Source organism: Enterococcus alishanensis (genome assembly GCF_019218635.1).
Taxonomy (GTDB): domain Bacteria; phylum Bacillota; class Bacilli; order Lactobacillales; family Enterococcaceae; genus Enterococcus_A; species Enterococcus_A alishanensis.
Window position 1 is genome coordinate 1 of sequence record NZ_JAHUZB010000008.1, and the last position, 25,831, is coordinate 25,831.

Here is a 25,831-nt window from a genome sequence, read left to right on the forward strand (position 1 = left end):
CAAATTTATTTGTTAATTTTCAACTAACAATTATTTTTATTTGAAAAAAGATTGAAATTAATATGATTTTTGGTTAATATACCAATATAAGCTAGCGTTATATTCGCTTTTAATAAGCGTATATTGCTTTTTAACTTGGTATTCACTATACCAAGTTAAAAAGCAGTGAAGAAAAATAAAAAACTTGTACAAATACCTTCTCCTGAAAAGAGTAGATATCTGTGCAAGTTTTTTTGTAGCTATGGTACCTATAAACAGGCTAACTAAATAACCATTGTGATAAATCAACTTCAAAAATACTTATAAAAATCAAACGTAAATCTTACACTATTTTAGATAACAATTAAAAATAATGTAAAATGACTCAAACTTAAGCACCAACATTACATAATGTGTTTGTGTAACGTTGGATAAATGCAAATTCAAGGAATAAAAGTTCCACTAATTCTTAGTTTTAGTGGAAAATGTTTCATATTTATTTTGCATTCTTTTACTACTTGTCCTATAAACAACATTTAAAATTGAAAGGGAAGACATTAAGATAATAACTACTATAAGATAAGGAATAAAATTCCTCTTGAAAAAAGAGTTCATTAAGTCATAAGTAAAGTAGATTGCATTGAAAAATCCTGCTAGTGAAACATAAAACCATGCAGTTGCTTTATCTAGGAATAGCCATACTTTCTTAGTATCTTCATCACTTAATTTCATCGCATTTAATAGCTGCTTTGATCTCTGTTTTTCTAAATGTATTTTTAAAGGTGGTAGTATCCAATAGATAGGGGACACTTTTTTTTCTCTTAATTCTTCTGGTAATTTTTTTTCAAATGTTAAAAAATTTTCAGATAATTCCAATACAGCTTGATATAAGGGAAATGAAAATAAACTCCACATACCAAAAAAACCACATAAATCAATAAAAATTCGCATTGAATTACCTCCATTGTTGACATTTCTATTTAAAATACATCCATAATATACATAATAAAATTAAAAAAAAATGCTATACAATAGTTTTCTCTTAAAAAATAAAAATTCTCACCCTTGGGCATACCTATAACGGACAGTTTCAATCATAATTAAAATGCACTCAAAAGTTACATTAAAAAAATTCGATATAAGCCCTTATAGCAATTTTACTGATTAAATAAAAAGCGTCACCTATGGGTACGCTCTAAATAGACAATAATAGGGTTTATTAAAGGCTATAAAATTATGACAAAGGAAATTTTTTTTGCATTTGTACAATTTAGTAGTTGAAAAAATTGCAATATAATTTTAAAAGTGACAACAAAAATCACTGCAAACATACTAAAAAGTGTTACTTATGCGTCTATACATAAGTAACACTATTATCACTAGTTAAAATTTAAATGTTGTCAAGATTTCCTTTTTTGTCTTTTGCAATAAGATAGTATACAGTTGACGCTATAGACCAACCCCATACAATGTGACCTAAAAACTCCGATAAATGTTCATCAAATGGTTGGTTCCATGGAGCGGGAATTGTTCCAAGTGCAGGCATTAGAATGATATGCCAGATAACCCACAGTGCTACCCCATATAACGTACCTTGCCAAAGTCCAATTTTTGACCAGTATTGTGAAATGAAAACAAACAATATAGAGAAGCCAATCGCAAATGAAAAATGAAGTATTAATGTGAACCAAAATACTTTTTGGTCTTCTGAATAATAGAAAAATGAGTGTACTATATCGGAAGGAATACCAATTTGTTCAGCCAAATGTTGTGGTGGATTTGTCATATTTCGTGCAATAGTTCTTGGAGGCAAAATATTCTCCCATCCAATTTTTACCATACCTGATATCATACCTGCAATAAATCCAAACCAAACGCTTTTAACAATGATTTCTTTAAGATCAGCTACTGGTTTCTGTAGTTTAATCATAATCAACCCCCTTTTGCTATTAGATTAACATCTTAGGCCTTTTAAAACCGTTTTGTCAATATTAGATTAGCAATTAAATTTTTTCAATGAATATTAACATAAGTACCATTTGGGATAAGATGTTACATGGTATCGTACTTAATTAATCAGGCTCATATAGCGTTCTTTAAATATGCTTCTAACTAAGAGGATCTATATAATATCCATTCAAAAGTTACATTAATTAGCGCTTCTAAAAATTTTGTAGATTAGGATTCTCTAAAAAACAAAAAATGTTACCTATGAGTATATCCTAATAAAATATTTGCTCAATCTAAAAATACAGCACATTACTGAAACAACAATTCCAGCAAATGAACTCAAATTTTCTCTACCCGCTTTGTAGAATTCAAAATCAACCATATACCTATAATGATTAAAAAAATAGACAACTTCTGGGGCGGTACTCCAGAGGTTGTCTCTTATCTGCCTAAATATGATTAAATCCACTCTTCCCCATATAAGTCCACCCAGTCTGCCGTAAATTCATCAACTGCCTGTTTTACACTAGCCAGCTTAAAGCTACTGACTAAAATTTCGGGAGCGAAAGTTACAGCATGAGCACCGTGGTCGATTGCTTCGGTAACCTGACTGACATTTTTTATACTGGAGGCCATAATTTTAGTTTTTAAGTGATTACTGTCAACATATTTTCTAGCGGAATGAATAATGTCAAAAGGGTTCACACCGATATTTTCAGAACGGTTCGAATAGACAGCAATATAATCCGCTTTTGATTCTAACGCTAAAAAAGCCTGCATTTTGGTGTAGACAGCAGTAGCCGTAATCCGACAATCCCGCTGTTGGCTTTTCAAATAATTGATAGCTACAAAACCTGCTTCAGTCGTAGGGATTTTGACATAAACAGTTGGATCAATTTCTTGCCAAATTGTATTGGCATCAGCAATCATTCCTTCACTGTTTTTTGCTGGTACTTGCATATGCAGGGTGCGTTCTGGACCAATCAATTCCAATGTTTTTTTCATATGGGTAAAAAAATCAATTTTTCCTTCTCGTTTGATGATGCTCGGTGTTGAGGTGATTCCTTGAATTGGGACAACTTTCATATATTTTTCAATTAAACTAAGCTTGGTTGTATCCAACATAAATTCCATCTGATGTTCCTCCTTACTAACCACGGGATTTTCCACCAGCGATGTTCGTAATGATACCGCTGACGTAGCTAGCGTGATCTGATAAATAAAAACTTACTACTTCAGCTACTTCGGATAATTTCCCGGCTCGGCCTAAAGGAATACTGGTAGCTTTTTGATAGTTTTGCCGCAACTTTTCAACTGTTGTTCCACGAACAAAGGCTAACGTCTCTTCATAAGCCGCTGACCGCAAAGCTGTCTCTTCCATGATTCCTGGTGCAACTGCTAAGACTCGGATATTATGTTTACCCAATTCTTTGCTCCAGGTCACTGTCATACTATTGATTGCACCTTTCGTACCAACATAAAAACCTTGTCCGATAGAACCTTCATGAGCACTTTCGGTCGACATATTGATAATCACACCAGACTTATTTTTAATCATTTTACTGGCAACTGCCTGACTCATTAAAAAGACACTTTTTTGATTCACGTCAATGCTGCGATCAAACATCTCTTCTGTCAGTTGATGTTTGCCACTACCATCAGGATTGACTAGCATACCCGGTAAAGCAATCCCTGCATTATTCACTAGACCATCAATTCTGCGAAATTTATCAAATACCTGATTCACTTGTTGATCCACTTGTTTTTTATTTGAGACATCCGTTGGGTAAAAGAAATAATTCTCATCTTGAATAGCTGAATTTTCTTTCAAGTCAAAATTTATGACAATCGCTTCATTTACTAGTAAGTTTTCAACAATGCTTTGCCCGATGCCAGAAGAACCGCCAGTTACAATAATTACGCGACCATTTAAAGCCAACCAACTCATACAGTCTCCTCCTTAAAAAAGAGCAGAAATATCTGCTCTTAAAATTCACCTAGATTAGATTCAATCATTACTTTAATTTCATTTCCTGCCATGACTTTATCAAAAGCTTCACGCCAGTCTGCTAAGACATATTTTTTTGTAATCATTTGATCGATCGCAATAGCGCCTTTAGCCAATAAATGCAGCGCAATCGGCCAATCAAAAGGATTTTGTGAGCGGCTACCGATGTACTCGATTTCTCGTTGAATAATTGATTCAGTATCCAATTCAATTTTTTTTGTCGCAAACAAACCTACTTGAATCAATTGTCCTTTTTTTCTAATTAGAGGCAAAGCCTGATTTACAGCGACTGCTGCACCTGATGCATCATACACTTTGTCTACACCGTAACCATCAGTATGCTTCATCACCACTTCTGCTAGATCTTCTTTCATCGTATCGACAATCACATCTGCTCCTAATTCTTTAGCTAATTCCAAACGATGGGCATCTTGAGTAATGCCAGTCATAATAACAAAAGAACCAATTTCTTTCGCAATTTGCAATAGATACAAACCAATTGGACCAGGGCCAATAATGATAATTTTATCTTGCAATTTCAACTGACTTTCCTGATACATCGCATGGACACAGCAGGCCAATGGTTCTGTCATCGCTGCTCCTTGATAACTTAAATGATCCGGTAATACATGAATACTTTCTTCTCTTGCCAAGACATAGTTTGCCATACTGCCATTTTGTTGGGTACCTAATCCTTTACGATAAGGGCAAAGATTATATTGCTTTTGCTGGCAATACTCACATTCACCGCAAACATAAAATGTCGTTTCACTAGTAACTCGATCGCCAATTTTAATTTCCTTCACAGCTTCACCGATAGCGACAACTTCACCAGAAAATTCATGTCCCAAAACAACAGGAGTTGTTGGATTTTTGTATTCACCTTTAAAAGTATGGATGTCTGAACCACAAATGCCAGTATAGGCAACTTTGATTAATACTTTGTCGCCAGTTGCTTCAGGAATCGGCAGCTCGATTAGACTCATTTGATCATAACCAGGTGCTTGCTTTGACACACCTTGCATTGTTTTTGTCATTGTAAATCCTCTTTTCTTTCCGGAAAAATCATCACTTTGTTATACGATTCTTCCCGATTAACCGTTAAATCAAAGGCTTGTTGCACCTCATCTAAAGCAAAACGATGAGAAATTAGACTTTTCAAATCAATTTTTCCTTGTTCAATAAAATCCACAGAATGAAACCATTCTGCTCCCGGAAACGGCGCTGAATAAGAATTCCAAAAACCTTTGATAGTGTATTCTCGTCTAAAAATATTTTCAAAAGCTTCTCTTTGTAATAATACATCGCTATAAGCGATTCCTTGATAACCAATCAAACCACCTTTTTTTGTAATTAATAGGCATTGTTCTTCGGTAATCTTAGAACCGGCACATTCGATTGCAATGTCAACCCCGCTACCATTGGTAAATTCAAAAATTCTTTCTTGAAGAGATTCTTCTAAAGAATTTATCGTATCAGTTACCCCGTAATTTAAAGAGTTGCTTAATTTATTGGCATCAATATCAATGCCTATAATTTTCTTCACTCCGGCTAGACGCAACCATTGAACGGTCAAAATTCCAATCGTTCCTAAACCAAAAATGGCCACCACATCTCCTAATTTGGGATCCAATCCCATAACACCATGAGCAGCAACAGCCAAAGGTTCAATCATAGCGGCTTCTTCAAAAGTAATTTTGTCGCCAATATTGATAATATTCTCTTTGGGCACGGTTACATATTCTTCAAAAGCACCATAGCGGTGAGAGCCAATCATTGTGTAATTTTCACATAGTTGATATTTACCTGCACGACAATATTCACATTCATGACAAGGAATCAACGGTGCGACTGCTACCCGATCACCTAGCTTTACTTTTTTAACATTTTCTCCGATTGCTTCAATTACACCTGAGAATTCATGACCCATAACCATCGGCAACTCATATTTCCAACTGCTCTGCATTTTATGAATATCCGAGCCACAAATCCCCGCTGCTTTTACCTGAACCAATACTTCGTCCTTTGCCGGTTGCGGTTTTGTAATTTCATTTATTTCAAACTGATTCAAATCTGTTAATAAGGCCGCTTTCAAAATTTTTCCTCCTTTGATTTGAACATCATGAAGGAACTAGAATAATGTTCCTTCATTAATACTCAAAAATTAAAGAATACCGCTTACCAATTGTGAGAATTTCAAAATAATCCAGTTTAAGAAATTCCCACCCATATCTAAGGTAGAAACCATTGTTGCGCCTTCTGGGAATTCATAAACGCCACGCATCATTTCTGTATGAACCGGTGCGAAGTTGGTTGCCATCCAAAGAGCTAAGGCAATCACGATTGCACCAGTAATCACAGATTGAATAATATTTCCTTTACGATTGGCTACAATCAACGACACATAAAACGGAATAGTTGCTAAATCTCCAAATGGTAATACTCGATTACCAGGTAAAATAACTGCGATAAATAAAGTAATCGGTACTAACAATAGCCCAGTCGCTAAGTTGGCTGGATGACCCGTTGTTACAGCAGCGTCAAGACCTAAGTAAATTTCACGATCGCCATAGTGTTCTTGTAAGTAATCCCGCACAGATTCTGAAATCGGAATTAAACCTTCCATCAAAATTTTAACCATCCGAGGCATTAAGAACATTACCGCTCCCATATTGATACCCATAGTTAAAATACCGCCAATATCATAACCACCTAATGCAGCGATAACCGCCCCGATGATTATTCCCATCATCATTGGTTCACCAAAAATCCCAAAACGTTTTTGAATCGAATCTGGATCAGCATGTAATTTATTCAAACCAGGAATTTTACCAATTAACATCCCAATCGGAATCCCGATTAAACCAAAAGCAGCAGTTGAGCCTGTTGGTAAACTAACACCTTCTAAACCATAAAATTTCGCTACTAAAGGTGCGGTCTTATCCGCAATTAATAGACAAGCAACTTCATAAATAATCGCACATAAGATTGCGAATACCCAATTTCCGTTAGTTACAACATAACCAGTCGCTCCAGCTGCGATAAAATGCCAATAATTCCATAAATCGATATCTAAGGTTTTTGTCACTTTTAACAATAATAAAACGACGTTCACTACTAAACAGATGGGAATCAATACAGCTGAAACTGGTGATGCCCAAGAAGCAGAAGCTGCCGAGGGCCAACCGGTATCAATTACAGTTAAATGAAAACCAAATCTTTCTACCATTGCTTGGGCTGCTGGGCCTAAATTATCTGATAACACCCCAATAACCAAGTTAATCCCTACAAATCCAATCCCAATCGTTAATCCCGAACGTAACGCTTTGCCGAATGGTACTCTAAAAATGAGTGCAATAATTAAAATCATAATCGGCAACATGACTGTCGGTCCCAAATTCAGGATATACTGTACGACATCATTCACAGCTTTCATTTAAAAATCCTCCTTGTTTTATCTAAATTTTATTGTTGATATCAATTAATTCTCGCCAGCTACTTTGGCAGTCTCTAATATCTGTTGATCTAATTTATCTGCGCCAATACCAGTGATATAGCCTAACGCTGTGACTGCTGGAATATCATATTCTGTTGGTAAGATTGTTGTAGACACTAACATATCCGCACCAGCTTGCTTTGAGGTCGCTTCGGCAATTTTGATTTGTTGCACATCTGCATCAATATGATTGTCTTTCATTAAATCCTCAATTCTTTTCATAACTACTGTTGAAGTGGCGATCCCGGCACCACAAGCGACTAAAATTTTAATTTTTCTCATTATTTTTCCTCTTTTCTAGAAACTATATTGTTTAACAATTTGAATTAATGATGGAACATCCTGACTATTGATTAGCTGGGTTAAAACAGTCTCGTTTTGTAATAAACCCATTAACGACTGCAACATTTCTAATTGCGCATGAGGCTGATTTAGACCTAAGACAAAAACTATCTCAGCGGCAACACTTTGGTTGGCATCATCCATTCGCATAAAGGAGACCGGTTTTTGGTTGGTGACAATCGCAATAAACTCCTGTTTGACACATTCAGGATCCGTATGAGGGATGGCGGCTCCTCTTTTTTCTAACTGGATACCTGTCGGAAAAGTTGTTTCTCGTTCATTAATCTTGTCGATAAAATTTGTTGTTACCCAATCTCTTTTGACTGCTTGTTGATATACCTCTTCAAACAACTCTCCATGAGAATCAAATGTTGCATTTACAAATACCAATGGTTCTTTGATGTAATCTAATAAACTATTTTTTTCACTCATGGCTTTCTCCCCAATATTCTTGATTAAATGCTAGTAATATCTTTCGAATGTCAGTAGAACTAGTAGCAGCTTCCAGATCTGCCAATTTTTCCGAACCAGTTAAACTCATCATTTCAAATATCAAATCGATATGTTCTTCTTTATCATTAGACGCCAGTAGAATGACTGTCTTAATCTTGATGCCATCTGCAGAAGTTACCCCTTTTTTGACTACCCCTAGGCTAAGCCCAACACCTTTGGCACCAGCTTCTGGAACAGTATGCGGCAAAGCAATCTTATTTCTCAAAACACTGTATGCTGGAATTAATGGCATTTCTTCTTTTAGTGCTTGTACATAATTAGCTGTAACGATATCTTTTTCTTCCAGCGGTTTGGCTAATTGATCTAGTAAGTCAGCCCAAGAAATCTCTTCATTAAAAATCTGAATCGTATCTTCTGACAATGCGTCAAACAAACGCAGCTTCTTCTTTTCCAATAATTTATTTTCTTTGGTTTTAAATAGACCTAATAAATCATCGTAAAGTTTGGCTTCATCTGATACATCAACATTTTTTTTGACAATCGCCATGATTTTTTCTGGTGTGATATGGTCTTGCTGAATAAGCGCTGTTGAACGAATCACCTTTTCTCGTAATTGCCTTTTTTCTTTTTCTGATAAGAAGCTTTTGACTACGAAAACTTTTCGATCGGTCTTTAACGGAACTGCCGAAAAAATCAAATCGGCTGGATAATCACTTTTATAGAAATCTTTTTCTGAAACTAATAAAGTGAAATCAAGCTCTGGAAATAGATTACTTAAAGTATTTTCCAGTAAAACAGCGATTGAAACACCATTTGGACAGACAATGATCGCTTTTTTACGATTTTCCGGATGAATAATTTCGGTACTTTCAACAATATGGCTACCAATAAACAAAGAAATTAAAAATAATTCAGCATCTGGTACTTTCTTCTCAAAAAAGGTTTCTAATGGACCACTGGCTTCTTTTACTAAATAAAATAAAGAGAAGAGACTGGCATCTTTATTTTCTTGAAAAAACTTAGACTGCAAATTCAAATGATATTTAATTCGGTAATAAGCCGGACGCATATGAATCAGCAAACGATCTAACAATTTAGATTTTTCCTCTAGAATGACACCAGCACTCTTTTCAAAATTCGAAATCACTGCCTCTAATGCTTCTTTCAATTTATTGATCTCTTTTGCCGATAAAATATCGCCTCGCGAAAGATTGGTAGTCAACAACAGCAATGTCATATACACTCGCTCATTTTCCGTCAAACCATCTACATCCCAAATCATCCGATCAGCTGCTAAATATTCTTTGGTATCGGCCAATTCGCGATAATTAATCTTGTAGTTGTAAGAAATCAGCTTGCCTTTTTGCGCTCTACGAATGAGCAGAATCATGAGCAACGGTAAAACTTTTAAGCGCTCACCAGTGAAACGCACATTTAATTCCTCTTCCACCAACTCCACCCGATTTTTAAAAATTTCAATTTGCTGCCTGTCTAGATTTGCAAATTGAACAATGAATTGGATGCCGTGATGCATGTCAGCTAAATTACTTAATAAGTCTGCCAACAGTTGTCGTTTATTCCATTCATCCCCTTTAATAAAATAGCCCTTTTGACGGGTGTATTTTAATGTCAAATCATAATGCTGAAGCTGATTATCAACTGTTTTCAAATCTCTTAAGATGGTATTACGACTGACTTGCAAATCATCAATAAAATGATTTAAAGATAAATATTCCTCTTTACTTAACAACATCAACTGAATCAAATCAGCCCTTTCCTTAGTGGAAAAAACATAGTCATCTCGTTTAGTAGGCGTCTCAGTCTGTCCTCCTCTGAAAAAATTAAAGACCGCTGGCGCAATGATAAAATGACCATTTTTGGTTCGTTGAATACTTGGTAAATTTTCTGCTTGTAAAGAATCATTGATTTTTTGCAATGCATAATTTAACTGTCCACGAGTTAGCTGATATTTATTACATAATTCACGACTAGCAATTTGTGGATCAGTCATTAGTTCTACAAAAATTTGATTGGTTCTCTCAGTTAAATTCATTTTTTTCATTCCCTTTGACTCCTTTAGTTTAGTTGGAAATCGCTTTCAATTCTACTATCATTGTTCACAAATTATTCAATACATTTTCTGCAACATGAGACTCAATATGTAATTGAATCTAATCTATAATTTTATCACAGTAACAAAAAATAGCTGTTTTTAGGCATTTAAAAAACCTTAAGTCCAAAATTTTTGCACTTATTTTTGCAACATGGTGTTATCGAAAAAAATGGAAATATTTGATTTTTTCATTTTTCACAAATGAAAAGACAGATTGAATTTCTCCATCAATCTGTCACTTTTTCCGCTCAAAAAATAAACAACTATAAAAAAATTGATTAACCTTGTTTTGAAAGCGTTCTATGGAGCTTTTGCTTGATTTTGTAAAAATCTTTTTTGTAGAAAATACCTAAATTAGTTTACAAATTTTTCATTTCAGTATAATATGAGTGCGTACTTTTAAAAGTAAAAATTACTTAAAAGGAGTTTTCTATCATGACAGACTTTTCATCAAAAGAATATTTAAACAAAGTTGACGCGTATTGGCGTGCAGCTAACTACCTTTCTGTTGGACAATTATACTTAAAAGATAATCCCTTATTGGACCGCGATATTGAAGCAAGTGATGTAAAACATCATCCAATCGGCCATTGGGGCACAATTGCGGGACAAAACTTTGTCTATGCTCATTTAAACCGAGTAATTAATAAATACGGTTTAAATATGTTCTACATTTCTGGTCCTGGTCATGGCGGACAAGTTATGGTCTCAAATTCATATTTAGATGGCAGCTACTCAGAAATTTATCCAAATATCTCGGCGGACAAAGCAGGAATGAAAAACTTGTTCAAACAATTTTCATTCCCAGGCGGAATTGCTTCTCACGCAGCTCCAGAAACACCAGGTTCAATTCATGAAGGCGGCGAATTAGGTTATTCTTTATCTCATGCAACAGGTGCGATTTTAGATAATCCTGACGTGATCGCAGCCACTGTAATTGGTGATGGTGAATCTGAAACTGGTCCATTATCAGCAGGTTGGTTCTCAAATACATTTATCAATCCTGTAAATGATGGTGCAGTGCTACCAATTCTTTATTTAAACGGCGGAAAAATTTCTAACCCAACGATTCTTTCACGTAAATCTGATGAAGACTTGACTAAATACTTTGAAGGTATGGGCTGGAAACCTTATTTTGTAGAAGGTACTGATCCTGAAAAAGTTCATGCAATGATGGCAGAAACTCTTGATAAAGTAATTGAAGAAATTAAAGATATTCAAGCAAAAGCACGTGCAGGTAAAGCTGAAGATGCAGAAATGCCTCATTGGCCAGTGATTCTTTTCCGTACACCAAAAGGCTGGACTGGTCCAGAAGTTTGGGATAATGAAAAAATTGAAGGTACTTTCCGTGCCCACCAAGTGCCAATTCCAGTAGATGCAGATCATATGGAACACATCGACAAATTGGTTTCTTGGATGAAATCTTATCGTCCTGAAGAATTATTTACTGCTGATGGAAAACTAATTGATGAATTAAAAGAAATGGCACCAAAAGGCGATCGTCGGATGTCTACGAACCCAATTACCAATGGTGGGATTGATCCAAAACCTTTAAACATGCCAAACTGGAAACAATATGCGATTGACACTTCTAAACCAGGTGCTGTTGAAGCGCAAGATATGATTATCTTTGGCGAACAAGCCCGTGATTTAGTCAAGGAAAATCCAAATAATTTCCGTATTTTCGGTCCTGATGAAACCAAATCAAACCGTTTGAACAAAGTATTTGAAGCAACCAATCGTCAATGGTTAGAACCAAAACGTTCATATGATGAATGGCAAAATTCAGTGGGTCGCGTAATTGATGGCCAATTATCTGAACATCAAGCTGAAGGTTTCTTAGAAGGTTACGTTTTAACTGGTCGTCATGGTTTCTTCGCCAGCTATGAATCATTCTTGCGGGTAGTAGATTCAATGTTGACACAACATTTCAAATGGATGCGCAAAGCTAAAAATGAAGCATGGCGTAAAGATTATCCATCATTAAATATTATTTCAACATCTACCGTGTTCCAACAAGATCACAATGGTTATACTCACCAAGATCCAGGTATCTTAACTCACTTAGCTGAAAAGAAACCTGAATTCATTCGTGAATATTTACCAGCTGATGCAAATAGTTTGATGGCTGTCATGGACAAAGCATTGCAAGATGAAGAAGTGATTAACTTAATCGTTTCATCTAAACATCCTCGTCCTCAATTTTATTCTGCTGATGAAGCAGAAACTTTAGTAAACGAAGGATTAAAAGTGATCGATTGGGCAAGTACCGATAATGGTGAAGAACCAGATTTAGTTATTGCTGCTGCTGGTACTGAACCAAACTTGGAAGCCTTAGCTGCGGTCACTTTATTAAATAAAGCTTTTCCTGACATGAAGATTCGTTTCATCAATGTCGTAGATTTATTGAAATTGCGTCATCCAAATGTAGACCCTCGTGGCTTAACAGATGAGCAATTCGATGCTTTATTTACAACTGACAAACCTGTATTATTCGCATTCCACGGCTACGAAGGAATGATTCGTGACATCTTCTTTGACCGTCATAATCATAATGTTTTAATTCATGGCTACCGTGAAGAAGGCGACATTACTACACCTTTTGATATGCGTGTTTTCAGTGAACTTGATCGCTTCCACTTAGCTCAAGCTGCTGCAAATGCTGTTCTTGGCGATAAAGCAAGTGATTTCGATCAACAAATGACTGACAAATTAAACTTCCACCATGATTACATCCGTCAAAACGGAATGGATACACCAGAAGTTCTAGACTGGAAATGGGAAGATTTACAAAAATAAGCATATGAAAAGCGCCGCAGAAAAAAATCTGCGACGCTTTTTTTACTTACTTAATTCTTCAATTTTTTCGCGACTTAAAATCGCTAAATCATTAATCACCACATCTGCTGCACTTAAATCCTGCGTTGGGAAACTAGGATTAGCATAACCGATACAAAACATCTCAGCAGCTTTGACAGCTCGACTACCATTTAAAGTATCTTCTATCCCAACCGTTTCTTCTGGTGTCACACCTAAACGTTTCATTGCTTCTTGATAAACATCGGGTGCAGGTTTTGAGTGAGGTACTTCTTCGGTACTGACAACTTCTTGAAAAAGATATGTTAACTGAAGCGCGGATAAACTACTTTTAATTTCATGGAGTGAAGAAGAAGAGGCAACTGCAAGTTTTAGCCCTGCTTGATGTAAGTTACGAACCAAATCTTGCGCACCAGGAATCGGTCGTACACCATCTTTTTCCGTAAATTCTGTTCGTAATTTATCCATTTCGGTAATATAAAAGTCGATCTCTTTTGGTAAATTGAACTCTTCTTTCATCTTTTGCCACATAAATGTCTTAGTGGTTCCCATAAACTGATAGTGATAGCTTTCAGTCACGGTTATTCCGGCATTTTTTAAAACCTGTGTCTTACTAGCAAAATAAATATATTCAGAATCAATCAAAACACCATCCATATCAAAGATTACAGTTGTTATCATTTATTTCCTCCTTCACCTTTATCTCACTTTACCATATAAATTACGCAATTAATTGTAAAAAAATTAAATTCATTAAAAATAAAATTGCATTTTTTTGAAATTATTTATCGCTTTACGCAATATATTTTGATAATATTGATTAAAAGGAGGGGATCGTTTTGAACACTATTTTATTTGATAAAAACACCCAAAAAAAAGTGGTTCTAGTAGGTTATTTAAGCACATTGCCGGAGGGCCAATATACGATTCATAAATTAAGCGCTGCCTTAAATTTTTCTTATGATGCAACTTTATTGTTAGTCAATGGGGTCCACCGCGATTTTAAAGAACTAGGATACGGTGCCTTCTTAAGCCCTCAAAACAAAATTCTTTGGGAACCTAAAAATTATAATCCCAACAATTATTTACAATTGTTGGTTCATCATTCGATGCCTTATCAATTTTTACTTTCGACTTTAATCGAACCAAAATTAACTACCGATCAGTTTTGTAAAAAACATCAGATTAGCCGTGCTACACTAGCTCGACGCTTAACTAAATTTGGTAGCTATGTGCGGAAATTTGGCGTTCGGATGAATCTTTCAAAAATGACTTTAATTGGTTCTGAAGTTCGTATCCGAATGCTGTATTTTTGTTTCTTATGGACTGGAAAATTTGGTCTTGATTTAATAACAACATATGAAAACCCAGAGAACGAAAAACTTTTCTTAGAAAAACTAAATAACGAGTGGTTAGACCACATTGTCTTCAAAGAAAAATGGATGGTACTGACGATTTCACGGATTCGTTATTTGCAAGGTCACTTGATTGAAGATGATTTGTTAGACGACCTAGTTTTCCCTGAAGCTTTATGGGAAATTCAAGATGTGGCAGAGGATTATATTGAAGATAAAAATACACTAGTAAGAGAAGTTCGTTTTGTCGGTTACATGTTACTTTATGTCCCTCATTTTGTAAATCATCCTGACAAACGCTTATCTGTCATTAGTTATTACTATCAAAAGCTGCAATTCAAAGGAGACCCTTTGGCGACAGCAACAGATTATTTATCTAAAGAAATTAACAATAAAATTCTGCGGCAACAATTATCCATCGAAGAAGAACAATTGATGCGAGCAAATATTTTTTCTGCTTTATTAAACTTATCTATTTTACATGGTACAACACCAATCTTTCATCAAATGAGCGCCCGAATGGATTATGAACATCCAGATTATCAATATATCAAAGAAATTATTTCGGATATTTTGCCTGCTATTGAAGAAAAGCCAGAATTGAAATGGCTAGTTGATTGTCATGATGACTTTGTTGATGATTTAGGTGAAATTGTTTATCTTTTCTTAATGGATGAAAAGGTGACTGAGAAATTAAAGGTTGCCTTGGTGCCATCGCCTAACTTTGTCATGGTTAATTATTTAATCATGTTTTTAAAACATTTAGATTTTGTCGAAATTTACTATCATCAACCAAACAACTTTATTGCTGACTGTTATTTAACAACTTTCTCGGATTTACTCGAGCCAGAAGAAAAACCTTATTTTATCGTACCAATCGAAGCAAGCAAGGAATACCAAAGTGAATTATTTGATAAATTATGGAAACTTTATCTGCAAAAAATTCATTACGAACGCCCAGCAGATGAAAATTTAATTGAAGAAATCGAAAAATAAGTCCTATTAAAAAGCGTTGAAAGAAAATCCCTGGATTTTCCTTCAACGCTTCTTTGGTGGACTTAAAATCAAACTTTTTTCCCAATACTTATTAATTTTTGTTCCAGTTTTTTTATTTTTCTTACAGAAACGAAGGCCTTCTCACCATTAGAAAATGTACAACTCCGATCAGTCTTATCCAGCAGAACAATGTTATTAATATTCACTAAATAGGACTTGTGAGTTCTGTATAAGTAGTCTGGATAAATATCTAGATTTTCGATCTTATCATAGAAATGAATCGTCCTGTTCTCCAAATGAAGCTTTAATCTATGCGAATTAGTAGAGGTTTCAATGAACATAACTTCTTTAATAGGAATAAATTGGATTTGATTGCCTATTTTTATTTTTAAAAATATTTCTTGAGTATTGTTTTCAGAAAAATATTGTTTATTTGTATGATTAAGGGCTTCAATTACTCTGTTTTTAAAATGTGCGACGTCATCTTTAAGAATATAATCGAGTGCCTCCGTTTTATAAATGAAGGTCAATGGCGCAAATTCTTCGTGAGTCGTCACAAAAATTATTTTTCCCAATCCGTCTAGCTTTCTAATCTCTGCAGCTAATTCGATGCCATTCATTGATGCTTGTAGATCTATATCAAAAAAATAAATACCATTTTTTATTTTGTTTTCTTCTACATAACGAATCACTTCATTTGGGTTGTCTGTAGAGAGTTGAACATGCATATTTAATTCTTCAATCATCACATAATTCTCAATGATTTTATTCAGCTCAGTTCGTTGTATTTGGTCATCTTCGCATATGATTATTGAAAGCATGTCAATCTCCATTTTCTAAGATAATTTTTTGTGAAAAAGTATTGTTAGCTATTTCAGTATCAATAAATATGTTCTCACTTGATTCTACTAGCATTTCCAAATTACTTAAACCTAAACCACGATTGGCACCCTTCGAAGAATAACCTTTCACTGAAAGAGCATGTAAAGGCAACAGATCCGCTCGTGTAGAATTTTTCACAACAATCACAACATGATCTGCTTCATTCAAAAAAAGAACAATTAATTTTCCTTCTTTTAAATCCGCCAATTCCTCAATCGCATTGTCTAAAATAATGGCAAAGATACGAGTTAGCTTTAAAAAATCAAATTTCTGATTAATCGCAATTTCTTCAGGAATATCCAGAATAATCTCTATCCCTTTATTTTGAGCGAAACTTAATTTAGTAGTGAAAAGACTTCTTAGCTCTGGCGATTTTATTTGATTCAATTTATTTAGCTTTAGCAAATTACTTTGAAACATTGATCTGGTTGGTTGAATGACCTTGTCAAAATATTCGTGGGCACCCTCCATGTCATCATTGGTAAAAAAATATTCCAGTGAAGAAATGATATTTAAATAATCATGTCTAAAACTCCGCAGCTCATTATACTGTCTCTCAGTCTCTTCCTCATATTTTTTCATCAATATATATTCAGCCTCTTTACTCTTCATTTCATATTTTAAAGCGTTATTTTTATTTTCGAAATAGAGAATACTGAAGAGAAAAATAATTAGAAATAGATAAATAATAATAATAAAATATTTTAGAAAAAGATTCTCTACATAGTTAGCAACTAACCAATAGGTATCGTAAATAAAAATAAGTAATGTCAAAAAAATAGATACATAAGAAATAATTTTTTTCTTTTCTATATATGGATATATGATTTTTTTGAAACATCTTACTAATACTACAACAAGACCAAAAGTAGCCACTAAAATAACTGTCATCCAAAATAACTGTTTTGTTCCACTATTTGCTCTTATTAGCAATGACATAGGAATCCTTGTAACAACTGTAGTAATACTCTCAATCAGATAAGGAACGATTGAAAAAAGTAAAGAAGAACTGCTATATTTTTTTTCGGTGGAATACAAACTAAGTAGAAAGTAACAAACCAGTAAAAACAAAGAGTCTAGATTGGAAAATCCTCTTCCTAACAAAAGACTCAAAATTAAAACCAAAAAAAATATAACTTTAACTCGAGTTTGTTTTTTATAGATATCGTTTAAGAGAAAATAAGCAAATGAAAATACTATTAAATGTGAGATACTAATGTATTGAATAAATAAGCTTACCATTACTGACACCCCGTCTTCATTGAAGTAAACCTTTCTAAAGTATAATTGATTATTTTCAAAGTTACAATTACTCAAAGTTGTTTTAAGCCGAAAATAGAATAAATTCTGTCTAAAAATATATTTTTTTATACGTTCAGGTATACTAAATCAACGAACAAGTTGCATTTGATAAATTATTATGACCTTGTCATATACTAACATTAGAAAAAATCACTAATAGGAGGAATAAAATGAAAAAAAAGCTAAGTGTTCTATTATTATTGTTTTTTATCTCTTCATCTTTCTTTACTTCAGAGGTTTTTGCCAACGAAAATGTTACAGGAATTTCGAGTTCTTCTGTTAATGCAGAACCACGAGCTGCAACAATAAAATATTGGTTTAATGGTATACCACCCAAAAATTATAACGGAAGAATAAGAATTGATTATTATAAGTATGCTGGAGGCTATATAGGAGTATATTTCTAAGTCAAACAATCTCAATGTTCTTACTTTCAGAGAAATCAACATAAAAGCAGGAGAAGCCTATCACACTAGGCTCTCCTGCTTTTTTAAAACACTTTTCAACTGTTTAACTAACCTCTCACTTCCGCTAAAATCCCCATCATGTAGCGTAATAACAGCACCATTTAAAATAATTAATTTATCTAGAAAATCTTGTTCATTCGAATTTGAATTCTCCAAAACTGCTTGTACTTTATTGATTGCTGCTGGATATTTTTTACAGTACTCAATTTGAGCCTCTAGTTGTTTATAACTTGAAATTGTGTAAAATTAAATATTGTCATTAATCCAGCTAACATTAATCAATTCATCATATTTGTCTTTATTAGTACGCACAATAAAAATTATTAAAGATTGTTTCCTCGGTGTTAACGTTTGTCACTCCACATGCAAATAACCCGATTCCAAAAATTAATCCTAGTCCTGGTTTAATTTTTTTCACAATCATTCACCTCGTTTATTTTGTGCTTTAAAGACCTATATTTGAATCTAGTAACTTGTTTTATTTTAACTTTTTCATTATTACCCCATTGTTAAATCCCCATAATGCTTCATTCACCTGATTACATCTTTAATCCATAACCAGACTTATACCGATCAAATCTTGTTTCCATACCATTTTTAATGCGCTATTTTCAGTTCATAATTGTACTCCTGTTATTATGAGAGATAGTGCTTTGATAATTGAATAAAGTTCCAATCAAACCGATTTATCTTTTTCTCATAGATCTCCTCCCACTATTTTTTTCAACTTTTCTACTTTATCTTATTATAATTTAGAGGAAGAATCGTTTTGAATTTATGTCCTAATCGTTCGAAATTATTACTTAAACGTACACTATAAAATATCAAACAAAGACGAGAAAAATTTTTTGTTATTAAAAATTCACCAAAAAAATAAGCTATTTGTCACTGGAATTTTCAGCAACTAAATAGCTTATTTCTTATTGCAAGTTACAATGTTTGTTCAACTTTTTTCTCAGGGATAAACCACAGTAATAACACAAATACATTCACAATCAAAACAGCAAGTGGTGTAATTAATGCTCCAGCAATCAAAGCCAGTACTGGTAATACAATTGACCATTTCAATTTAGGATAATGATTGAATAATTGACCAATTGGTGATTGTTTACCATTTACTCTCACTAAAGCTCTCATTAATAAGTAGTAAGCCACATCTGTCCCTAAAATAAGCATCCCGAATAATGCTTGTGGTGGCCAAGCTAGCGGATGTTCTCCTACCCAAGCAGTGGTGAATGGAAAAAGTGTCATCATCAAAATTAATAAGTTGTTAGCCCATAAAACGACACCATCGACTCTTTTGACTAGTTGGAATAAATGATGGTGATTGTTCCAGTAAATAGCTAAAAAGATAAAACTAATAAAATAGATTGCTAGCTTGTGACCGTCTTCTCCTAGGGCTGCCCAGCTAGCGTCTTTAGGTATCGGTAACTCCAACACTAGCAAGGTCATCACAATCGCAATTACTGCATCAGTAAAAGCTTCAATTCGTGATTTTGACATCGCTTGTCCCCTTCTTTCCATTAATAATCTCCATTATTTAAACAGTAATCTTTCTGATTGTCAATTATCCGTCTTAAGTTGGATTTCAAGTAACAATTGTTCTGCTAAACTATGGGTAAAGATGAAAGAGGGAAATAAATATGAAAAATAATAGTATCGTTGTCAGAATATTAATGGTCATTGGTTTCTTTGTTGTTGCAAGTATTGCTTTGAGACTTTTAGGTGTTGTTTTATCAGTTGGCTTTAGTTTGTTCTTCAAATTGGTTATTCCATTAGCCATTGCATATTTCTTGGTTAATTGGTTAACAAATAGACGCCGCAGTAACTACCGCTAAAAAAAAGTCAGTCGAAAATTTTTCGACTGGCTTTTATAATTTATCTAGATAAAGTGACTGTTGGCCCAATTGCTGGTAAATATCTACCAATTCATCGTAAGCCACGCTGCGATTTTTTATTCCATAAGGGTCATTGACGAACACCTCATTTGTCGCTGGATCGTAGCCGGTAAGTACAACTGAATGAACCAGTGGCGTCACACTGAGAAGTCCTTCGTCAGTCGGCCAATCTTCAAAATCTTCTTCGGTAGACACTTGCAAATCAACGGTCGCCACAATCCAAACTGGCTTTCCGTTTTGAACCTGCCGTAAAAGCTCATCGAAAGAATATTTTCCATCTCCCGCAACTACTTGATAGCTGTCTGCAACATATCGTTTTGCTAGTTGTGCTATAGGTTCCACTGCTACGCCCATTGCCAACTCACCAGCTTCAATGTCTCCAACGAAACCTTCATGGGGATTACCATAATTATCCGATTCTGTTGTAAAAGGAACATACGTAAGTTCATCCGCCAATTGATTTTTATCCGTATCATAGCCATAAAACTTTAACAACATCGATAAAGCTGTAACTTCACAACCATTTTCTAAGGGATCATCTTCAAATTGATTTTCTAACGGCACATCTAATACAATTGATTTTTCGGAATCCAAAGAATTTTCAGTGGGCGTCGGTTGCTGTTTGACTTTTTCAGATGCCGTTGGCGCGGCTGTATCTTCAGCCAAAAAATAACCAATTATGCTAATTATAGACAAGCAAGTGATCATCACTAATACTATTTTTTTGGAAAATTTCATCGTTAAACCTCTATTTCCTATCAGTAATAGTATAGTAACATGTTGACTTCATTTATGTATTTAAATATTTGCTAAGCTGCTTCAAGATAGAGAGATTGACTGCCCATTGCTTCGTAAATTGTTGCAAAATTATCATAACTGACTACGCGATTTTTATAACCAAAAGGATCATTTAAATAAACCACTTCTGCTGATTCATCATAACCAGTAATCACCACCGAATGAATCAAAGGACTAACGGTAAAAGTTCCTTCATCTGTTTCCCAAGTTCGAAAATCGTCTGCTGTCGGTACAACCAAATCAGCGGTCACGATGGTCCAAACTGGATCCCCGCCTGCAACGACTGCCAAAATATCTATAACATCTGCTTCACTACTGCTGATTACTTGGTACTGACTCTCGTCAACAAATTCTTCCGCCAATTCAGCAATCGGTTCTACCGCTACACCCATTGCTTGCGTGCCTCCATAAATATTTCCAACAAATCCTTCATGAGGATTGCCATAATTTCCTGAAGCAGTAATCAATGGTTCATAAGTTAATTGATCTGCCAGTTGATTCTTATCCACTTGATAATCATAGGTATTCAGTAACATCGATAAAGCGGTCACTTCACAACCATTTCCTAACGCACTATCAGTAAACTGATTTTCTAGCGGTACATCAATCAAGATTGTTCCGTCACTATCGTCTAAATCCTCTATTCCTGAATAAGTTTCTACCTCGTCATCTGTCAGTGCGGTGACATTTTTTGCTGAAGCATTTGGATTTTCTGGACAAAGATATAAATAATAAACGATGGCTACTAACGTCAAGTTAATAAGCAAAAGTAGATTCTTCTTTCGTAATTTCATGCGTTCACTCCTCAATAACGTCATATTAAAGAAGAAAATTGAAGTTTTATTGAAAGGATAAAGACAAATTTACGGCTAAAATCTTCTTATTTAAAGAATAAACTTATATTATCGTAATAATTTCAGCCATTTCATTTGAGAAAAGGCTTACAATTTGCTACGGTATAAAAGTAAATACTATCAAGGAGGAATTTTATTATGAAAAACTATTTAGATTTAACTGGTCACGTGGCAGTCGTGACAGGAGCTTCATCTGGTTTAGGTCGTGAATATGCTAAAGCTTTAGCTGAAAATGGTGCCAAAGTTGCCATTATGGCTCGCCGTGTCGAACGTTTAGAAGAAGTAAAAAATGAAATTGAAGCCGCTGGCGGAGAATGTTTGCCAGTTCCAGTGGATGTATCTAACGAAGATGCTGTCGTATCAGCTGTTCAAAAAGTCGTAGATCACTTTGGCAAAATTGACATTTTAGTCAATAATGCTGGTGCAATTAAAGTAACACCATCGGTTGAATTAACATTAGCAGATTGGCAAAAAGTCGTAGATGTTAGTTTAACTGGTTATTTCCTGATGGCTCGAGAAGTCGGTAAACATATGATTGAAAACAATTACGGTCGCATTATTAATACAGCTTCTATGTTTGGATTAATTGCCGGATTCCACATGACGAACTTGGCCTACAATGCCACAAAAGGTGCCGTACCAAACTTTACCCGCAGCTTAGCACAAGAATGGGCAGAATATAATATTACTGTGAACGCCATCGCACCAGGAATGTTCCCAAGTGAAATGATGGTTATGGACGACTCAGTAGAACAATTATTAAAATTCCGCGCACCAGTCGGCCGTCCTGGTAAAATCGAAGAACTATTAGGTCAGCTATTATTGTTTGCTTCTGAAAATTCAGCTTATACAACTGGTCAAACCATTGCGATTGATGGTGGTTGGACAGCGGTGTAATGCTTATCTCCTAAAAATAAATGAAAGACTTTGTAGGAAAAAATTTCCTCAAAGTCTTTTTTTTGCTAAATAATACTACGTTTTTATTTTTAGATAAACGGGAATTAGGATTTTCTTTATAAGAATATAATCCATTAAAGAAATAAATATAGAATTATTTAATCTATGTCAGCAGAGTAAATGTAGCAAACTCTACAAAAACTAGAAATATTTTTTAAAGTTCTATAAACAATAGCTAGCATAACACTAACAATTCATTCTCCTAATACTTGATAATTATTTCATCAGTAGTAATGGATTTTCTGCGAAATATGGAATTAGTATCTATGTTTAAAAAAGCTAGACTGTTTGAACAAGAACGAATGACCCAGTTTTAACCAACTCACAGACCTCACCTCTTTTAAACAAAAAAGCTAGAAACCTTACACAACAAGGTTTCTAGCTATATTTATCATTTACCCCAACGCAACATCCAAAATCATCATAATAATAAATCCGGTCATCGCACCAAGCACGCCCGAATGATGTTTACTATCAGTAGTTGCTTGCGCCTCAGGAATTAATTCTTCTACTACTACATAAATCATCGCTCCAGCTGCAAAAGATAAAGCATAAGGTAATAATGGTTCCACTCGAGTAACTAATAATGCTCCGATTACTGCAGCAATTGGTTCTACCAAACCAGAAGCTTGTCCATATAAAAATGATTTCGTACGACTTAAACCTTCTTGTCGTAGAGGAATCGAAACAGCAGCACCTTCTGGGAAGTTTTGAATCCCGATTCCTAATGAAACTGAGATGGCCGCTAGTACTGCAGCGGCTGGATTAGCTGCTTCACTGGCTGCGCCAAAAGCAACGCCGACTGCTAAACCTTCTGGAATATTATGCAGAGTTATCGAAAAAACTAATAAAATTGTTCTTTTTAAATGACTAGGAATCCCTTCTTTTTCATGATTTGGTCCAAAATGCATGTGAGGAATTGTCTTATCAGCAATATATAAAAAGACCCCACCTAAACCAAAACCAATACTGACAACTAGCCAAGGAATCGATCCGTTTTCAGTTGCTGCTTCAATCGCCGGATCTAATAAAGACCAAAAACTAGCAGCAATCATTACACCTGAAGCAAAACCCAACATTAAATTTAGAACATTCCGATTAATATTTTTAAAGAAAAAAACCATCCCCGCACCTAATGCGGTCATTCCCCAAGTAAATAAAGTACCCACTAATGCTTGCTGCCAAGCAGCTAAGCTTAATAACCAAGTCGTCATTTTCTGCCCCTTCCAACTTTTACTATTTTATTATAATCATTCAATAAAAATAAAACGTTTACTATAATATGATTTTATCATAAGTTTAGGTGCACCTGCAAACTCTCTCAAGAGCTTTTCTTTGGTAGTGATTATAATTAAGAGTATAATAAAAATTATTAAAATACTTACAAAAAGAAAGTGAGTGACAATGATGGCTAAAATTAATGCTGGTGTCGCAATGGTAAAAGTTTTTGAATCTTGGGGAATTGATCATATTTATGGTATTCCTGGTGGTTCTTTCAACTCAACAATGGATGCCTTATATAAAGAAAGAGATTCAGTCAAATATGTTCAAGTGCGTCATGAAGAAGCTGGCGCAATTGCCGCAGCCGCTGATGCAAAATTAACTGGAAAAGTCGGTGCTGTTTTTGGTTCCGCTGGACCAGGTGCAACTCATTTGATCAACGGTTTATATGATGCACAAATGGATCATGTACCCGTGGTTGCTTTATTAGGTCAAGTTGCTTCAACTCAAATGAATTATAATTCTTTCCAAGAACTAAACGAAAATCCAATGTTTGCGGATGTTTCTGTTTATAATCGGACAGTGATGACACCAGAAAGCTTGCCTCACGTTGTCGATGAAGCCATTAAAGCAGCTTATCAAAATAATGGTGTTGCCGTTGTAACAATTCCAGTTGATTTTGGATTTGCTGAGATTGAAGATTTATCTATTTCGACTGCTGCCAATCATAAAACTGGTGTCTTACAACCAGAAGATACTGATTTAAAAGAAGCTTTACCATTAATTGAAGCCGCTCAAAAACCAGTTCTTTATGTTGGACAAGGCGTTCGTGGTGGATTCGATGCCGTTAAAGCATTTTCTGAACATTTTTCAATGCCAGTTGCCGCTGCTGTTTTAGCAAAAGGAATTATTCCTGATGCTTATGAAAACTTCTTAGGTTTTGCTGCTCGGGTAGCTACAAAACCAGCTAACGAAGCTTTAGCAGCTGCTGATTTGATTGTTTTTGTTGGTAGTGATTTTCCATTTGCTGCTTACTTCTTCAATCCTGCAGCGAAATTCGTACAAATCGATATTGATGCAACAAAATTTGGTCGCCGCCACAAAACAGATGTCTCTATTTTAGGTGATGGTGCCAATGCTTTAAGAAAATTAGTCGCGTTAGGAAAAGCACGGCCTGCTGACAAATGGTTAGCTGCTAACCAAGAAAATATTAAAAACTGGCATGCATGGCGTCATAGCTTTGATAATGATGCACAAACACCTTTACGCCCTGAACCAATCTTTAAAGAAATCAACCGTATTGCTGAAGATGATGCCATCTTTGTAACTGACGTAGGGAATGTAACAGTCAACAGCATTCGTCATTTAAATATGAACGGCAAACAAAAATTTACCACTTCTGGTTGGTTTGCTACGATGGGTTATGGCGTACCTGGCGGAATTGCTGCTCAATTATCTTATCCTGATCGCCAAATCTTTACCTTAGCTGGTGATGGTGGTTTTGCGATGCAAATGCAAGATATCATCACTCAAGTAAAATATAACTTACCGATTATCAATATCGTATTTTCTAACCAAGCCTTTGGTTTCATCGAAGCTGAACAAGAAGATACTGAACAACAAAAATTTGGTGTCTTTTTAGATGATGCTGATTTTGGTAAAGTTGGTGAAGCTTTAGGTGCTGATGGTTTTACAATTACTAGCTACGATCAATTAGAACCAGCTTTCACTGCTGCAAAAGCTAGCAAACGCCCTGTTGTGATTGATATTAAAATTGAAGATGCACGACCTTTACCAGTGGAAGAATTAATATTAGATCCTGAAAAATTCTCGGCTGAAGAAATTCAAGCTTTCAAAGAAAAATATCAAGTTCATGATATGCCAACTTTAAATGAATTATTGAAATAAACTAAAAATCGCCTCGCCCATTAATTTGGACGGGC

General features: G+C 34.8%; 23 protein-coding genes. 6 read left to right on the forward strand and 17 right to left on the reverse strand.

Annotation, left to right across the window (positions count from 1 at the left end; genetic code table 11):
- Positions 1-441: 441 nt before the first annotated feature.
- The 10 genes from KUA55_RS15655 to KUA55_RS15700 all read right to left on the reverse strand — a co-directional run bounded on the left by KUA55_RS15655 (position 442) and on the right by KUA55_RS15700 (position 10,281).
- Positions 442-930: a hypothetical protein gene (locus KUA55_RS15655; RefSeq protein WP_218327335.1), complete on the reverse strand. Its 489-nt coding sequence runs from the start codon at positions 928-930 to the stop codon at positions 442-444.
- Positions 931-1,369: 439 nt separating this feature from the next.
- Positions 1,370-1,909, reverse strand: coding sequence for a YagU family protein (locus tag KUA55_RS15660; protein ID WP_218327336.1), 540 nt, complete (start codon positions 1,907-1,909; stop codon positions 1,370-1,372).
- 479 nt (positions 1,910-2,388) lie between these two features.
- Entirely contained in the window at positions 2,389-3,063 is a 675-nt protein-coding gene (locus tag KUA55_RS15665; protein WP_218327337.1) for a fructose-6-phosphate aldolase, read from the reverse strand.
- Between the two features lie 16 nt (positions 3,064-3,079).
- Positions 3,080-3,877: a sorbitol-6-phosphate dehydrogenase subunit gene (locus KUA55_RS15670; protein WP_218327338.1), complete on the reverse strand. Its 798-nt coding sequence runs from the start codon at positions 3,875-3,877 to the stop codon at positions 3,080-3,082.
- Between the two features lie 38 nt (positions 3,878-3,915).
- On the reverse strand, positions 3,916-4,974 hold the full coding sequence (locus KUA55_RS15675; protein WP_218327339.1) for a zinc-binding dehydrogenase: 1,059 nt from the start codon (positions 4,972-4,974) through the stop codon (positions 3,916-3,918).
- Positions 4,971-6,032, reverse strand: coding sequence for a galactitol-1-phosphate 5-dehydrogenase (locus KUA55_RS15680; RefSeq protein WP_218327340.1), 1,062 nt, complete (start codon positions 6,030-6,032; stop codon positions 4,971-4,973). Before KUA55_RS15680 ends, KUA55_RS15675 begins: the two co-directional genes overlap by 4 nt.
- 69 nt (positions 6,033-6,101) lie before the next feature.
- On the reverse strand, positions 6,102-7,373 hold the full coding sequence (locus KUA55_RS15685) for a PTS galactitol transporter subunit IIC (protein WP_218327341.1): 1,272 nt from the start codon (positions 7,371-7,373) through the stop codon (positions 6,102-6,104).
- Between the two features lie 45 nt (positions 7,374-7,418).
- Positions 7,419-7,715, reverse strand: coding sequence for a PTS sugar transporter subunit IIB (locus KUA55_RS15690; protein WP_218327342.1), 297 nt, complete (start codon positions 7,713-7,715; stop codon positions 7,419-7,421).
- Positions 7,716-7,730: 15 nt separating this feature from the next.
- Positions 7,731-8,207 carry a PTS sugar transporter subunit IIA gene (locus tag KUA55_RS15695; protein ID WP_218327343.1) on the reverse strand — a complete coding sequence of 159 codons (477 nt, stop codon included), beginning with the start codon at positions 8,205-8,207 and terminating at the stop codon, positions 7,731-7,733.
- On the reverse strand, positions 8,200-10,281 hold the full coding sequence (locus KUA55_RS15700; protein WP_218327424.1) for a BglG family transcription antiterminator: 2,082 nt from the start codon (positions 10,279-10,281) through the stop codon (positions 8,200-8,202). Before KUA55_RS15700 ends, KUA55_RS15695 begins: the two co-directional genes overlap by 8 nt.
- A 495-nt stretch (positions 10,282-10,776) precedes the next feature.
- Here KUA55_RS15700 and KUA55_RS15705 point away from each other — a divergent pair, with 495 nt between their 5' ends.
- On the forward strand, positions 10,777-13,140 hold the full coding sequence (locus KUA55_RS15705; RefSeq protein WP_218327344.1) for a phosphoketolase family protein: 2,364 nt from the start codon (positions 10,777-10,779) through the stop codon (positions 13,138-13,140).
- Positions 13,141-13,182: 42 nt separating this feature from the next.
- Here the strand turns inward: KUA55_RS15705 and KUA55_RS15710 are convergent, their stop codons facing one another.
- Positions 13,183-13,839 (reverse strand): HAD family hydrolase, encoded by a 657-nt coding sequence (locus KUA55_RS15710; RefSeq protein WP_218327345.1) that lies wholly within the window; start codon positions 13,837-13,839, stop codon positions 13,183-13,185.
- A 158-nt stretch (positions 13,840-13,997) separates the two neighbouring features.
- Here KUA55_RS15710 and KUA55_RS15715 point away from each other — a divergent pair, with 158 nt between their 5' ends.
- Positions 13,998-15,509 carry a helix-turn-helix domain-containing protein gene (locus KUA55_RS15715; RefSeq protein ID WP_218327346.1) on the forward strand — a complete coding sequence of 504 codons (1,512 nt, stop codon included), beginning with the start codon at positions 13,998-14,000 and terminating at the stop codon, positions 15,507-15,509.
- Between the two features lie 68 nt (positions 15,510-15,577).
- On the opposite strand, the gene KUA55_RS15720 is transcribed toward KUA55_RS15715, so the two are convergent.
- Both KUA55_RS15720 and KUA55_RS15725 read right to left on the reverse strand, forming a co-directional pair.
- Positions 15,578-16,330, reverse strand: coding sequence for a LytR/AlgR family response regulator transcription factor (locus tag KUA55_RS15720; RefSeq protein ID WP_218327347.1), 753 nt, complete (start codon positions 16,328-16,330; stop codon positions 15,578-15,580).
- Between the two features lies 1 nt (position 16,331).
- Positions 16,332-17,633, reverse strand: a complete 1,302-nt coding sequence (locus tag KUA55_RS15725; protein WP_218327348.1) for a GHKL domain-containing protein — start codon at positions 17,631-17,633, stop codon at positions 16,332-16,334.
- A gap of 230 nt (positions 17,634-17,863) precedes the next feature.
- On the opposite strand from KUA55_RS15725, the gene KUA55_RS15730 reads away from it, so the two are divergent.
- The gene (locus tag KUA55_RS15730; RefSeq protein WP_218327349.1) at positions 17,864-18,100 is read left to right on the forward strand and encodes a hypothetical protein; all 237 of its coding nucleotides are present in this window, start codon (positions 17,864-17,866) and stop codon (positions 18,098-18,100) included.
- A 990-nt stretch (positions 18,101-19,090) separates the two neighbouring features.
- On the opposite strand, the gene KUA55_RS15735 is transcribed toward KUA55_RS15730, so the two are convergent.
- Positions 19,091-19,663, reverse strand: a complete 573-nt coding sequence (locus tag KUA55_RS15735; RefSeq protein ID WP_218327425.1) for a TMEM175 family protein — start codon at positions 19,661-19,663, stop codon at positions 19,091-19,093.
- Positions 19,664-19,803: 140 nt separating this feature from the next.
- Between KUA55_RS15735 and KUA55_RS15740 the strand changes: the two genes are divergently transcribed.
- Positions 19,804-19,998 (forward strand): hypothetical protein, encoded by a 195-nt coding sequence (locus KUA55_RS15740; protein ID WP_218327350.1) that lies wholly within the window; start codon positions 19,804-19,806, stop codon positions 19,996-19,998.
- Positions 19,999-20,031: 33 nt separating this feature from the next.
- Here the strand turns inward: KUA55_RS15740 and KUA55_RS15745 are convergent, their stop codons facing one another.
- Both KUA55_RS15745 and KUA55_RS15750 read right to left on the reverse strand, forming a co-directional pair.
- Complete coding sequence (locus tag KUA55_RS15745) at positions 20,032-20,796, reverse strand: C39 family peptidase (RefSeq protein ID WP_218327351.1); 765 nt, start codon at positions 20,794-20,796, stop codon at positions 20,032-20,034.
- A gap of 71 nt (positions 20,797-20,867) precedes the next feature.
- Positions 20,868-21,650, reverse strand: a complete 783-nt coding sequence (locus tag KUA55_RS15750; RefSeq protein ID WP_218327352.1) for a C39 family peptidase — start codon at positions 21,648-21,650, stop codon at positions 20,868-20,870.
- Positions 21,651-21,848: 198 nt separating this feature from the next.
- Here KUA55_RS15750 and KUA55_RS15755 point away from each other — a divergent pair, with 198 nt between their 5' ends.
- Positions 21,849-22,607, forward strand: coding sequence for an SDR family NAD(P)-dependent oxidoreductase (locus KUA55_RS15755; RefSeq protein ID WP_218327353.1), 759 nt, complete (start codon positions 21,849-21,851; stop codon positions 22,605-22,607).
- 455 nt (positions 22,608-23,062) lie between these two features.
- Here KUA55_RS15755 and KUA55_RS15760 read toward each other — a convergent pair whose 3' ends face one another.
- Positions 23,063-23,881, reverse strand: a complete 819-nt coding sequence (locus tag KUA55_RS15760) for a ZIP family metal transporter (RefSeq protein ID WP_218327354.1) — start codon at positions 23,879-23,881, stop codon at positions 23,063-23,065.
- Between the two features lie 193 nt (positions 23,882-24,074).
- On the opposite strand from KUA55_RS15760, the gene spxB reads away from it, so the two are divergent.
- Positions 24,075-25,796 (forward strand): pyruvate oxidase, encoded by a 1,722-nt coding sequence (gene spxB, locus KUA55_RS15765; RefSeq protein WP_218327355.1) that lies wholly within the window; start codon positions 24,075-24,077, stop codon positions 25,794-25,796.
- The last annotated feature ends 35 nt before the right edge of the window (positions 25,797-25,831 follow it).